Annotated in this window: 11 protein-coding genes and 1 pseudogene; 6 read left to right on the forward strand and 6 right to left on the reverse strand. The window is 72.3% G+C overall.

Annotated features, from left to right (window positions below):
- Window positions 1-80: 80 nt before the first annotated feature.
- On the reverse strand, window positions 81-1,316 hold the full coding sequence (locus ABT154_RS27605) for an acyl-CoA dehydrogenase family protein (protein WP_351860136.1): 1,236 nt from the start codon (window positions 1,314-1,316) through the stop codon (window positions 81-83).
- A gap of 105 nt (window positions 1,317-1,421) precedes the next feature.
- Between ABT154_RS27605 and ABT154_RS27610 the strand changes: the two genes are divergently transcribed.
- From ABT154_RS27610 to ABT154_RS27625, 4 genes are all read left to right on the forward strand, one after another.
- A complete protein-coding gene (locus ABT154_RS27610) occupies window positions 1,422-2,603 on the forward strand; it encodes a thiolase C-terminal domain-containing protein (protein WP_317878275.1) in 1,182 nt (393 codons plus the stop codon).
- A 104-nt stretch (window positions 2,604-2,707) separates the two neighbouring features.
- Entirely contained in the window at window positions 2,708-4,045 is a 1,338-nt protein-coding gene (locus tag ABT154_RS27615; protein ID WP_351860138.1) for an FAD-dependent monooxygenase, read from the forward strand.
- Window positions 4,042-4,704, forward strand: a complete 663-nt coding sequence (locus ABT154_RS27620) for a pyridoxine/pyridoxamine 5'-phosphate oxidase (protein ID WP_351860140.1) — start codon at window positions 4,042-4,044, stop codon at window positions 4,702-4,704. Before ABT154_RS27615 ends, ABT154_RS27620 begins: the two co-directional genes overlap by 4 nt.
- Window positions 4,705-4,734: 30 nt before the next feature.
- Window positions 4,735-4,983, forward strand: a complete 249-nt coding sequence (locus ABT154_RS27625; protein WP_351860142.1) for an SCO4226 family nickel-binding protein — start codon at window positions 4,735-4,737, stop codon at window positions 4,981-4,983.
- A 42-nt stretch (window positions 4,984-5,025) separates the two neighbouring features.
- Here ABT154_RS27625 and ABT154_RS27630 read toward each other — a convergent pair whose 3' ends face one another.
- The 5 genes and pseudogenes from ABT154_RS27630 to ABT154_RS27650 form a co-directional block, all read right to left on the reverse strand.
- A complete protein-coding gene (locus ABT154_RS27630) occupies window positions 5,026-6,909 on the reverse strand; it encodes an AMP-dependent synthetase/ligase (RefSeq protein ID WP_351860144.1) in 1,884 nt (627 codons plus the stop codon).
- Between the two features lie 123 nt (window positions 6,910-7,032).
- Window positions 7,033-7,176 (reverse strand): annotated as a pseudogene (locus tag ABT154_RS27635) (TetR family transcriptional regulator); the annotation flags it as partial.
- Window positions 7,177-7,296: 120 nt separating this feature from the next.
- A complete protein-coding gene (locus ABT154_RS27640; RefSeq protein WP_351860146.1) occupies window positions 7,297-8,643 on the reverse strand; it encodes a dicarboxylate/amino acid:cation symporter in 1,347 nt (448 codons plus the stop codon).
- A gap of 371 nt (window positions 8,644-9,014) precedes the next feature.
- A complete protein-coding gene (locus ABT154_RS27645; protein ID WP_351860148.1) occupies window positions 9,015-9,281 on the reverse strand; it encodes a DUF4229 domain-containing protein in 267 nt (88 codons plus the stop codon).
- 173 nt (window positions 9,282-9,454) lie between these two features.
- Window positions 9,455-10,015, reverse strand: coding sequence for a DoxX family protein (locus tag ABT154_RS27650; RefSeq protein ID WP_351860150.1), 561 nt, complete (start codon window positions 10,013-10,015; stop codon window positions 9,455-9,457).
- A 246-nt stretch (window positions 10,016-10,261) separates the two neighbouring features.
- On the opposite strand from ABT154_RS27650, the gene ABT154_RS27655 reads away from it, so the two are divergent.
- Both ABT154_RS27655 and ABT154_RS27660 read left to right on the forward strand, forming a co-directional pair.
- Complete coding sequence (locus ABT154_RS27655) at window positions 10,262-10,795, forward strand: GNAT family N-acetyltransferase (RefSeq protein ID WP_351860151.1); 534 nt, start codon at window positions 10,262-10,264, stop codon at window positions 10,793-10,795.
- Between the two features lie 110 nt (window positions 10,796-10,905).
- Window positions 10,906-11,772, forward strand: coding sequence for an AraC family transcriptional regulator (locus ABT154_RS27660; RefSeq protein ID WP_351860153.1), 867 nt, complete (start codon window positions 10,906-10,908; stop codon window positions 11,770-11,772).
- The last annotated feature ends 116 nt before the right edge of the window (window positions 11,773-11,888 follow it).

Below are 11,888 nucleotides of genomic sequence, written 5' to 3' on the forward strand. Positions count from 1 at the left end.
CCGGCCGACGACAACGCGGCGAGGCGCGGCACCGGGCCCCGCGAGCCCGGCCGGATCCGACGCGAATCGTCAGACAGGCCCTAGGCCGCCACCTCTCCGAAGAGTCCGGTCCGTTCCGCCGCCCGGGCACGGAGCCGCCGTACGGGGCCGAAGAGCAGTTCGTCGGAGGCGGCCCGTTTGAAGTAGAGGTGGGCTTCGTGCTCCCAGGTGAAGCCGATGCCGCCGTGCAGCTGGATGGACTCCCCGGCGGTGGCGCGCAGTGCTTCCAGGGCGTGGGCGAGGGCGAGGGGCCCGCTCTCGGGCCCGGGGCCGGGCTCGCGCGCCGCGCAGTAGGTGAGCGAGCGAGCGGCCTCGACCTGGACGTACAGGTCGGCGAGGCGGTGCTTGACCGCCTGGAAGGAGCCGACGGGCCGCCCGAACTGTTCGCGGGAGCCGACGTGGGCGACGGTCCGGTCGAGGGCCTCGCGGGCGGCGCCGACGGCCTCGGCGGCGATCATCACGGCGGCGGCCCGGCCGGTGGTGGCGAGGGCGCCGAGCACGTCGGCCGGTTCCTCGCCGAGGAGTTCGGCCCCGGCGTCCCGGAACTGGACGGTGGCCTGGGTCCTGGTGAGGTCCAGGGTGGGCTGCCGGGTGCGGACGAGCCCGGGGGTCGCCTCCGCCTCCGCCCGTACGAGGAAGAGCAGGGTGCGGCTGCGGGCGAAGCCACCGGTGTGGGCGGCGACGAGCAGCAGTCCGGCGCTGTGTCCGTCGACGACCTGGGCGGCCTCGCCGTAGAGCCGCCAGCCGCCGTCGGCGGCGCGGGCCTGGACGCCGCCCGCCCGGCCGCCGCCGGACCAGTCGTCGGCGGTGTTGTCGCCGGTCAGACCGAGGGCGAGGGCGAGGGCGTTGCCGGGGACGGCGAGGGCGCAGGTGAGGCCCCCGTCGGCGAGGCGCGGGAGGAGTTCGGCGCGCTGGGCGGGGGTGCCGAGGGCGGTGAGCAGCGGGGCGGCGAGGACGCTGGTGGCGAGGAGCGGGGAGGGGGCGAGGGCCCGGCCGGTCTCCTCGCAGGCGAGGGCGAGTTCGGCGGGTCCGCAGCCGACGCCGCCGTACTCCTCTGGGAGGGCGAGCCCGGCGAGGCCGAGGGTCCCGGACATCCGGGCCCACAGCTCGGGGTCGTACCCCTGGGGGGTGGCGGTGGCCGCGCGGTTCTCGTGCGGCCCGGCCCGTTCGGCGAGCAGGTCCCGCAGGGTGCGGCGGATCTCCTCCTGCTCGTCGGTGAGCGGGGCGGCGAGCGAGGCGGTTCCGGCGGCGAGCGCTGCGCTGTCGGCGGCGTCCATGTGGCTCCCTCCGTATCTGACGGTGCGTCATGCTAGGGGGGAGCGGGGCTGGTTGCCAGAGATGCGCCGGTTCCGATCGAAGGAATCTGATGTACCGTCAGATTTATGCCCACCACCATACGCAGCTCCCGCCGCGTCGCCGTCGTCGGCGTCTCCCTCTCCGACGGCGGCCGGGTCGACGAGGCCACCCCCTACGCCCTGCACGCCCAGGCCGCCCGGCGCGCCCTCGCGGACAGCGGCCTCGACCGCTCGCTGATCGACGGCCTGGCCTCGGCCGGCCTCGGCACCCTGGCGCCCGTCGAGGTCGCCGAGTACCTGGGACTCCGGCCCCGCTGGGTCGACTCGACCGCCGTCGGCGGCGCCACCTGGGAGGTCATGGCCGCGCACGCCGCCGACGCGATCGCCGCGGGCCACGCGAACGCGGTGCTCCTGGTGTACGGCTCCACCGCGCGCGCCGACATCCGCGCCCGGCGCCGCACCTCGAACCTCTCCTTCGGCTCGCGCGGACCGCTCCAGTTCGAGGTCCCGTACGGGCACACCCTGATCTCCAAGTACGCGATGGCCGCCCGCCGCCATATGCACCAGTACGGGACCACCCTGGAGCAGCTCGCCGAGGTCGCCGTCCAGGCGCGGGCGAACGCGGCGCTCAACCCCGAGGCGATGTTCCGGGACCCGATCACCGTCGACGAGGTCCTCGACGGCCCGATGATCGCGGACCCCTTCACCAAACTGCACTGCTGCATCCGCAGCGACGGCGGCTGCGCGGTGCTGCTCGTCGCCGAGGAGTACGTCCAGGACTGCCGTACCGCCCCGGTCTGGGTGCTCGGCACGGGCGAGCACGCCTCGCACACCACGATGTCGGAGTGGGAGGACTTCACGGTCTCGCCGGCGGCGGTCAGCGGCCGGCTGGCCTTCGAGCGGGCGGGCGTGCGGCCCGCCGACATCGACCTCGCCGAGATCTACGACGCCTTCACCTATATGACCCTGGTGACCCTGGAGGACCTGGGCTTCTGCGCGAAGGGCGAGGGCGGGCCGTTCGTCGAGAAGGGGCGCCTGACGGTGGGCGGCGGCGGGCTGCCGGTGAACACGGACGGCGGCGGTCTGTCGGCCTGCCATCCGGGGATGCGGGGCCTGTTCCTCCTGGTGGAGGCGGTACGGCAGTTGCGCGGCGAGGCGGAGGGGCGGCAGGTGCGGCGGGCGGACGGCTCACTGCCGGAGCTGGCGGTGGCCTCGGGGACGGGCGGCTGGTTCTGCTCCTCGGGGACGGTGGTGCTCGGCCGCTCCTGACCACGCATCTATACAAGCGTCATAGACAGTCGTGTAGGACATCCGTATAGTCATGTCTGTGGGCAGGGGAACCGGCCCGCAGACACCCGACAAGGAGTCCTGCCATGAACGCCGTGAACACCGCGAACGCCGCGAACCGCACCGCCAAGACCGTCCTGATCTCCGGCGCCTCCATCGCCGGCCCCGCCCTCGCCCTCTGGCTGCACCGCTACGGCTTCGCCCCCACCGTCGTCGAGCGCGCCCCCGCACTCCGTACCGGCGGCTACAAGGTGGACATCCGCGGCACCGCGATCGAGGTCTGCCGCCGGATGGGCGTCCTGGACGAGATCCGCGCCAACTCCACGGACATGCGGGGTGGTTCGTACGTCGACGGCGTCGGCCGCACCGTCGGCGAGCTGCCCGCCGAGATCTTCGGCGGGCGCGTCGAGGAGGACGACGAGATCATGCGCGGCGAACTCGCCCGCATCCTCCACGACCGGACCCGCGAGGACGTCGAGTACCTCTTCGACGACTCGATCGCCGCGATCGACGACGACCCCGCGGACGCCCACGGTGTCACCGTCACGTTCGAGAGCGGTACCGTCCGCCGCTTCGACCTGGTCGTCGGCGCCGACGGACTCCACTCGCACACCCGGAAGCTCGTCTTCGGCCCGGAGGAGCGGTTCAAGCGCCACCTCGGCGCGTACATCTCCATCTTCACCGCCCCCAACCACCTCGGCCTGGACCGCTGGGAGACCTACCACGCGCTGCCCGGCAAGCTGGTCTGCGTCTACAGCTCGGCCGGCGAGAGCGACGCCAAGAACCTCTTCGTCTTCTCCTCGCCCGAGGAACTCGCCCACCACCACCGGGACATCACCGCCCAGAAGCGCGCGCTCACCGACCGGTTCAGCGGCGACGGCTGGGAGATCCCCCGCCTCCTCGGGCACGCGGCCGAGGCCGAGGACTTCTACCTCGACTCGATGTCCCTGGTCGAGATGGAAAGCTGGTCGAAGGGGCGGGTGGTCCTGCTCGGCGACGCCGCCCACTGCTCCTCTCCCGCCTCCGGCCAGGGCACCGGCCTCGCCCTCATCGGCGCCTACGTCCTCGCCGGGGAACTGGCGCGGGCGGGCGGCGACCACACCGTGGCCTTCGACCGCTACGAGCGGCGCATGCGGCCCGGCGTGGAGCAGAACCAGAAGCTGGCGGAGGGCTTCGTCAAGGAGATGACCGTCGGCTCCCGGTGGAAGATCGCGCTGCGCATGTTCATGGTGCGGACGCTGCCGAAGACCCCGTGGAAGAACCTCATCGCGAAGAAGATCCGCGACGGCATCCAGTCGGCGGCGAACGCGGTCCCGATCGAGGACTACGCCGTCCCGGCCCGCCCCACCACCGTCAAGGCCCCCGGTGCCGAGCGCCCCACCGCCACCGCCGGCGCCCCGGCACGCCCTACCGTGACCGCATGACCGACTTCCACCACGCCCTGCACTCCCTGAAGGTCTGGGACACCGAGCTGCCGTCCTTCGACCCGGCGGGCGCCCCGCCCGAGCCGCTGCCGCTCTTCCACGACTGGTTCACGGCGGCGGTCGCGGCCGGCCAGAGCGAACCGCACACCCTCTCGCTGGCCACCGCCGACGCGACCGGCCGCCCGGACGTCCGTACGGTGATGCTGCACGACGCGGACGCCCGCGGCTGGCACTTCGCCTCGCACGCCACCAGCGCCAAGGGCCGCCAGCTCGCGGCCCGCCCCGAGGCCGCGCTCGGCTTCTACTGGCCGGTCCAGGGCCGCCAGGTCCGGGTCAGGGGTCATGTCACCACCGGCACTCCGGCGGAGGCGTACGCCGACCTCCACGCCCGCACCACCGGCGCCCTCGCCTCGGCCCTGGTGGGCCGGCAGAGCGAGGTACTCGACTCCCCCGAGACCCTCGCGGAGGCGAGCGAGGCCGCCTGGCACCGGGCCGAAGCGGAACCGGACGCTCCCTCCGCCACCTGGACGCTGTATGTGGTCGAACCGGCCGAGGTCGAGTTCTTCCAGGGTGACGCCCGCCGCCGCCACCTGCGCCTCCGCTACCGCCGCGACCCCTCGGCCCCCACCGGCTGGCTGCGCGAGCTGCTCTGGCCCTGAGGGCGCACCATGGAAGTGGAGGTGTGAGCCATGGGTACGTACATGGACGTCCACCGGGGCATGAAGGGGATCACGGCCGAGCAGCTGGACGAGGCCCACGCGGCCGACCTCGCCGTCGAGAAGGACGAGGGAGTCCACTTCGAGCGGGCCTGGGCGGACCCGGAGTCGGGCACCGTCTACTGCCTGTCGCACGGCCCGTCCGCCGAGGCCGTCCAGCGGGTGCACGCCCGCACGGGCCACGCGGCGGACGAGATCCACGAGGTACCCCTCACGGTGTGAGACGCACGAGGCGGGTGGGGCACGTGGGCCGAGACGTACGGCCTACGGTTCCTCCCCCGTCCCGTACATCTCCTCGATCTCCCGCGCGAAGTCCCGCAGCACCGCCCGCCGTCGGAGTTTGAGGGACGGCGTCAGGTGCCCGGACGCCTCCGAGAGTTCGACGGTCAGGAGCCGGAAGGCCCGTATCGACTCGGCCCGCGAGACCAGCCGGTTGGCGTCGTCCACCGCCCGCTGGACCGCGTCGAGCAGTTCCTCGTCCCGGGTCAGCTCCCAGAGCGCCAGATGGTCCTTGTGCCGCATCCGGCGCCAGTGCGTCAGGCCCTCGTGGTCGAGGGTGATCAGGGCCGTGACGTACGGGCGGTCGTCGCCGACGACCACGCACTGGGCGACCAGCGGGTGGGCGCGCAGCCAGTCCTCCAGGGGCCCCGGGGCGACGTTCTTGCCGGCCGAGGTGATGAGGATGTCCTTCTTGCGGCCGGTGATCCGCAGATAGCCGTCGGCGTCCAGGTCGCCCAGATCGCCGGTGGGGAACCAGCCGTCGTCGGTGTACGGCACGGCGGCGCCGCGCGCGGCGTCCCAGTAACCGGCGAAGACATGGCCGCCCTTGAGCCAGACCTCGCCGTCGGCGGCGATCCGGACGGCCGTGCCCGGCAGCGGCCAGCCGACGGTCCCGGTGCGCGGCCGGCGCGGCGGGGTGACCGTCGAGGCGGCCGTGGTCTCCGTCAGTCCGTACCCCTCGAAGACCTCGACGCCCGCGCCCGCGAAGAACTCGGCCAGCCGGGCGCCGAGCGGGGAGCCGCCGCAGATCACGTATCTGACCCGGCCGCCGAGCGCGGCCCGGATGCGCCGGTAGACCAGCGGGTCGTACAGCGCCCGCGCGGCCCGCAGCGGGAGCGAGGGCGCGGCCGTCCGCCCGTACCGGCGGGCGACCCGGGCGGCGCGGTCGAAGGCGGCGCCCTTGCCGCCGCTCTCGGCGGTGGCGCGGGCCTTGTTGAAGACCTTCTCCAGGACGTAGGGGATGGCGAGGAGGAAGGTGGGGCGGAAGGCGGCGAGGTCGGCGAGGAGTCCCTCGCCCTCGACCGAGGGGGCGTGCCCGACGCGGACCCTGGCCCGGACGCAGCCGACCGCCACCATCCGGCCGAAGACGTGGGAGAGCGGCAGGAACAGCAGGGTGGCGGCGGGTTCCTTGCTCTCCGAGACGAAGACGGGGTGCAGCAGCCGGACGGCGTTGTCGACCTCGGCGAAGAAGTTGGCGTGGGTGAGGGCGCAGCCCTTGGGGCGGCCGGTGGTGCCGGAGGTGTAGACGAGGGTGGCGAGGGTCTCCGGGGTGAGGAGGCCGCGGCGGGCGGTGACGGCCTCGTCGGCGACCCGGGCGCCGGCCCTGCGGAGCTGGTCGACGGCGCCGGTGTCGAGGACCCAGAGGTGGGTGAGGCCGGGCAGCCGCAGGCGTTCGGCGGAGATCATCCGGGCCTGGGCGGCGTCCTCGACGACACAGGCGGCGGCGCCGGAGTCCTGGAGGATCCAGCGGGTCTGGAAGGCGGAGGACGTGGGGTAGACGGGGACGGTGACGAGTCCGGCGGCCCAGGCGGCGAAGTCGATCAGGGTCCACTCGTAGGCGGTGCGGGCCATGAGGGCGAGCCGGTCGCCGGGCCGGAGGCCATGGGCGATCAGGCCCTTGGCGACGGAGTGCACCTCGGCGGCGAAGCGGGCGGCCGTGACGTCGTACCACTCCCCCTGCGGGCCCTTGCGGGAGAAGAGGACCGCCTCCGGGTCCTGGCGGGCGTTGTCGTACGGCAGGTCGGCGAGGGAGCCGCGGCGGATCAGGGGGACGAGCGGGGGCAGGGACACCTCGCGCACCACGCCGTCGACCAGGATCTTGTGCGGTGCGACCGGTTCGCTCCCGGATGCGGCGGTGACGACGGACACGGGCGGCTCCTCGGTCTTCGCGATGAACTGAGGTCGTGCGTCGGTGCGTTGTGCCCAAAGAGCGGCTGACTAGCCGGTAACCTTACTGTGAAGTAACGCTCAACGGGGAGCCCAGCGCTCGTCTTTCATGAGGCTCCCGACCCCGGCGATCTCGTCCATCGAAGCCGCCTGGTAGCCGTGGCGGGCGAAGCTCCGCACGGCCGCGTCCAGCATCCGCCGCTCCCGCACGGCCCGCGGCAGCCGCCGCGCCCTCGCACCACCGGCCATGGCCGCCCACCCCTGCTTCCAAGATCCACCGGGTGCCCCGCAGAAGCCCATGCGCCCCCTGCCCGGACGGGGCAGGGGGCACATAGGGGGAACGGCGGGGCCGTACGTACGGGGCCGGGGTCAGGCCGCGACCGCCACCGAGGCCTTCGTCTCGGCCTCGCGGTCGCCGGCCAGTTCGTCGATCGGGGACGCCGAGGCGTTCTCGTACGTGTCGTGGTCGAGGATCTTCTCGCGGGCGGAGACGATCACCGGGACGAGCGCTTGGCCGGCCACGTTCGTGGCCGTCCTGACCATGTCGAGGATCGGGTCGATCGCCATGAGCAGGCCGACGCCCTCCAGCGGGAGGCCCAGGGTGGAGAGGGTCAGGGTCAGCATGACCGTCGCGCCGGTCAGACCGGCGGTGGCCGCCGAGCCGATCACGGAGACGAAGGCGATGAGCAGGTAGTCACCGATGCCGAGCTGCACGTCGAAGATCTGCGCGATGAAGATCGCGGCGAGCGCCGGGTAGATCGCGGCGCAGCCGTCCATCTTGGTGGTGGCGCCGAACGGGACGGCGAAGGAGGCGTACTCCTTCGGGACGCCGAGGCGCTCGGTGACCTTCTGGGTGACCGGCATGGTGCCGACCGAGGAGCGGGAGACGAAGGCCAGCTGGATGGCCGGCCAGGCGCCCTTGTAGAACTGGATCGGGTTGACCTTGGCGACCGTCGCGAGGAGCAGCGGGTAGACGCCGAAGAGGACCAGGGCGCAGCCGACGTAGACATCAGCGGTGAAGGTCGCGTACTTGCCGATCAGGTCCCAGCCGTAGTCCGCGATGGCGAAGCCGATGAGGCCGACGGTGCCGAGCGGGGCGAGGCGGATGACCCACCACAGCGCCTTCTGGAGCAGCTCCAGGATCGACTCGGAGAGGGTGAGGATCGGCTTGGCGCGGTCGCCGAGCTTGAGGGCGGCGATACCGGCGACGGCGGCCATGAAGACGATCTGCAGGACGTTCAGCTCGGTGAAGGGCGTGATGACGTCCGTCGGGATGATGCCCGTCAGGAAGTCGATCCAGGAGCCCTCGTGCTTGGGGAGCTTGCCGTCCTTCGGCGTGAGGCCGGTACCGGCGCCCGGGTTGGTGATCAGGCCGATCGCGAGGCCGATGGCGACCGCGATGAGCGAGGTGATCATGAACCAGAGCAGGGTGCGGCTGGCGAGCCTGGCGGCGTTGTTCACCTTCCGCAGGTTGGTGATCGAGACCAGGATCGCGAAGAAGACGAGCGGGGCGACGGCCAGCTTGAGCAGCTGGACGAAGATGTCGCCGACCTGGCCGAGGGTCTCCTTCAGCCAGGAGACGTCCTGGCTGCGGGCGATCCAGCCGAGCAGGGCGCCGAGGACCAGACCGGCGATGATCTGGGCCCAGAAGGGGACCTTCGGTATGCGGGACGAGGGCTTGGCCTCGTTCTCGGGCGTGGTCGCGGACGCGGACACAGACACACTCCACAGGTGCGTATCGGGAAATACGGGGACGGGGGTGCGGCACACACGCGCTTTACGCGGGCCGCTGCATGATGCCGGGTCAGAGCGCGCGGCAACAGACCGCGGACATACAGCGGCAGAGATCGACATGCAGGCGCGCCACGAGCGGGGTGCTCGCGGCATCGGAGGGGCGCACAACTGTCGTCATGCCGAACACGTTAACACTTGAACTTTGAGATACTCAAAGTCGTTCTTTGGGTGGGACGCACCCGCCCCCGACCTCCGAAACACAGAACGCCCCTGGCGGGAGCCTTGGAAGCTCCCGCCAGGGGCGGATGATCTGTGATGAAGCTTACTTACGCGACCCTTACAGGCGGGCGCTCCTAGAGCGCGTCCTCCTGGGACTGGTTGGCGGCGAGCCGGCCCTTGGCGCGGTCGACCCTCGCGACGACCTCGGCGCTCGCGTCGTCCCGCACCTTGCGCAGGAGCACGAAGCTCAGCGGGGCGGAGATGACGATGGAGAGCACCAGGGCCCAGAGCAGGTTCGAGTCGCCGAGACCGCGCGGCAGCACGCCGACGTAGACGAGACCCCACAGGGCGAGGAAGCATCCGGCGAAGATGCCGAGACGCATCAGCGTGTAGCGGAGCATGTCAGTCCACTCTTCCGTTCCGACGTTCCGAAAAGTACCCAAGATCCCATACGGGACGAGCGCCCCTCCAGTGAAGCACGGGGAGGGGCGCTCGCCGGGAGCGGGGGTTGGGGCGGGGGTCGGGGTCCGGGGACCCGTCGGCCGCCCCGCAGGTCCGGGGCGGCCCCGTCGGTTCAGATCAGCCAGGGGTGGTCGCGGACCACCGGGAGCCGGGCCCATCGGCCGCCGAGTCCGTAGGAGCTCCCGGCTCCGGTCGCCGCGGCGATCAGCAGCACGAGGGCGATCATCCAGTGGTCGTCCATGAAGGGGTTGGCGCCCGGCCAGAGGGTGACGAGCCACATGAAGGCCATCATCAGGGTGCCCGCGCCGGCCGCGATCCGCATGCCGATGCCGAGGATCATCGCGAGGCCGACGCCGAGGAGGCCGAGCATGAAGAGGGTGTCGAGCCACCAGGCCCCGGCGACCGAGTCGAACATGTGGGCGAATGGTCCGCTCGTACCGTGGAGCAGGAAGCCCTCGGTGGGATGCCCGCCGTTGACCCAGGCACCGGCCGACGGGGTGGCCTTGCCGAGGCCGAAGGCCTTGTCGAGGAACGGCCAGAGGAAGTAGAAGCCGACCAGGACGCGGGCGACGGCGAGGAGCCGGCGGGTCGCGGCCGAGCGGACCAGGACGTCGTCCCGGCCGCCGGGGAGGGTGGCGCGGCGGGTGGTGCGCTGCGGTGCGTGGACGGCCATGACAGGACCTTCTTCCCCATCGCTTCGACGTGCGGGCGATGCACTTCGCGGGTCACTCGCGAGTCGCTCCGAGTCACTTCCGAAGCCACTTCGTGAGAGTTTGTGAATGCATTCACAAACTACGCCCGCCCCCGCCCCCGCTCCACCGCCGAAGGTCCCGAACCGGACGGCCCAAGGTCGCGAGCGCCCGGACGTTCCCCGGAACACCCCTTGAGCATTCCCCTTCGTAATAGTTAAGCTCCACTCATGACCCTTACGTTCGAGGTGGACCCGCCGGTCGACCCCGCCCTGCGCGACGGCGTGCTCTCCCTCTGGGCCGACGTCTCCAACGCCGGTGGTGCGGTCGGCTTCGTCCCGCCCGTCACTCCCGAAGCGATCCGCCCCTCCCTGCTCAAGCACCTCGTCGCGATGACCGAGGGCGACACCCGGCTGCTCGTCGGCCGCGACGAGGACGGCCAGGTCGCCGCCACCGCCTTCTTCACCTTCAACACCCACCCGCTGATGAGCCACTGGGTGTGGCTCTACACGGTGATGGTCCACCCGAGGCACCAGGGCAGGGGGTACGGCCGCGACCTCATGGCGGCCGTCGAACACACCGCCCGCACCGCCCAGGGCTTCGAGTCCGTCGAGGCGATCCGGCTGACCTGCCGGGGCGGCACCGGCGTCGACGGCTTCTACGCCAAGTCCGGCTACAAGGAGGTCGGCCGCGTCCCCGACGCGATCCGGGTCGCCCCCGGCGACGACCGCGACGACATCATCATGCTGCTGCCCCTGACCTGACCGGAACCGGAACCGGCCGACGCGACCCGACCGCACCGGGCACGGATGGTCGGGTCCGCGCGGCCCCTCCCTTCCTACGGTGAAGGCACGGAAAAGGAAGGACCGACCACGTGCTGGAGCGGCTCAACCACGCACTCGACCACATCGAGGAGCGCCTCGACGGCGACCTCGACCCGGCCGAACTGGCCCGGATCGCCCTGACCTCGGAGTACCACTTCCGACGGCTCTTCTCGGCACTCGCCGGGATGCCTCTCTCGGAGTACGTACGGCGCCGCCGGCTCACCCTCGCGGGCGCCGAGGTGCTCGCCGGGGAGCGGATGCTCCTGGAGATCGCGGTCCGGTACGGCTACGGCTCCGGGGAGGCCTTCGCCCGTGCGTTCCGCGCGGTGCACGGCACCGGCCCCGGCGAGGCCCGCCGCACGGGGGCCGCGCTGCACGCCCAGCCGCGGATGTCCTTCCGTCTCGTCGTCGAAGGGAAGAGCAGCATGCGGTACAGGGTCGTGGAGAAGGAAGCCTTCCGGATCATCGGGCGCGGGGCCCGCGTCCCCCTGGTCCACGAGGGGGAGAACCCGGCGATCGCCGCGCACATCAGGTCCATCGGCCAGGAGGCCCTGGCCCGGCTCGCGGGCCTCTCGGACGGGGAGCCCGCGGGCGTCGTCTCGGCGGTCACGCACCTCTCGGAGAGCCGCGAGGAGGGCACCGAGCTGGACTACTGGCACGGGGTCGTCAGCGGCGCCGAGGTGCCGGAGGAGTTCGGGGCGCTCGACGTGCCCGCCGGCACCTGGGCGGTCTTCGACAACGAGGGCCCGTACCCGCAGGCGCTCCAGTACCTGTGGCGGGACGTCTTCACCCAGTGGTTCCCGTCGAACCCGTACGCGAGCCGGCCCGGCCCCGAGATGCTGGCCGTCCGGCCGTCGGAGGACTGGACGACGGCGCGGGCCGAGCCGTGGATCCCGGTGGAGCGCACGGCGGTGTGACGGCCGTACGGCCGCGGGGTCGCAGGACCGCGGGGGCGTACGGCCGCGGGGGCGTAGGACCGCGGGGGCGTACGGCCGCGGGGGCGTAGGACCGCGGGGGCGTACGGCCGCGGGGG

The sequence above is a fragment of the Streptomyces sp. NPDC001728 genome (genome assembly GCF_040297565.1).
Taxonomy (GTDB): domain Bacteria; phylum Actinomycetota; class Actinomycetes; order Streptomycetales; family Streptomycetaceae; genus Streptomyces.

What these genes read in the sequence shown, in the direction of transcription:
- ABT154_RS27655 (WP_351860151.1), top strand. Translation starts at nt 10,262, where the DNA reads ATGACCCTTACGTTCGAGGTGGACCCGCCGGTCGACCCCGCCCTGCGC.
- ABT154_RS27620 (WP_351860140.1), top strand. Translation starts at nt 4,042, where the DNA reads ATGACCGACTTCCACCACGCCCTGCACTCCCTGAAGGTCTGGGACACC.
- ABT154_RS27645 (WP_351860148.1), bottom strand. Translation starts at nt 9,281, where the DNA reads ATGCTCCGCTACACGCTGATGCGTCTCGGCATCTTCGCCGGATGCTTC.
- ABT154_RS27605 (WP_351860136.1), bottom strand. Translation starts at nt 1,316, where the DNA reads ATGGACGCCGCCGACAGCGCAGCGCTCGCCGCCGGAACCGCCTCGCTC.
- ABT154_RS27610 (WP_317878275.1), top strand. Translation starts at nt 1,422, where the DNA reads ATGCCCACCACCATACGCAGCTCCCGCCGCGTCGCCGTCGTCGGCGTC.
- ABT154_RS27615 (WP_351860138.1), top strand. Translation starts at nt 2,708, where the DNA reads ATGAACGCCGTGAACACCGCGAACGCCGCGAACCGCACCGCCAAGACC.
- ABT154_RS27625 (WP_351860142.1), top strand. Translation starts at nt 4,735, where the DNA reads ATGGGTACGTACATGGACGTCCACCGGGGCATGAAGGGGATCACGGCC.
- ABT154_RS27650 (WP_351860150.1), bottom strand. Translation starts at nt 10,015, where the DNA reads ATGGCCGTCCACGCACCGCAGCGCACCACCCGCCGCGCCACCCTCCCC.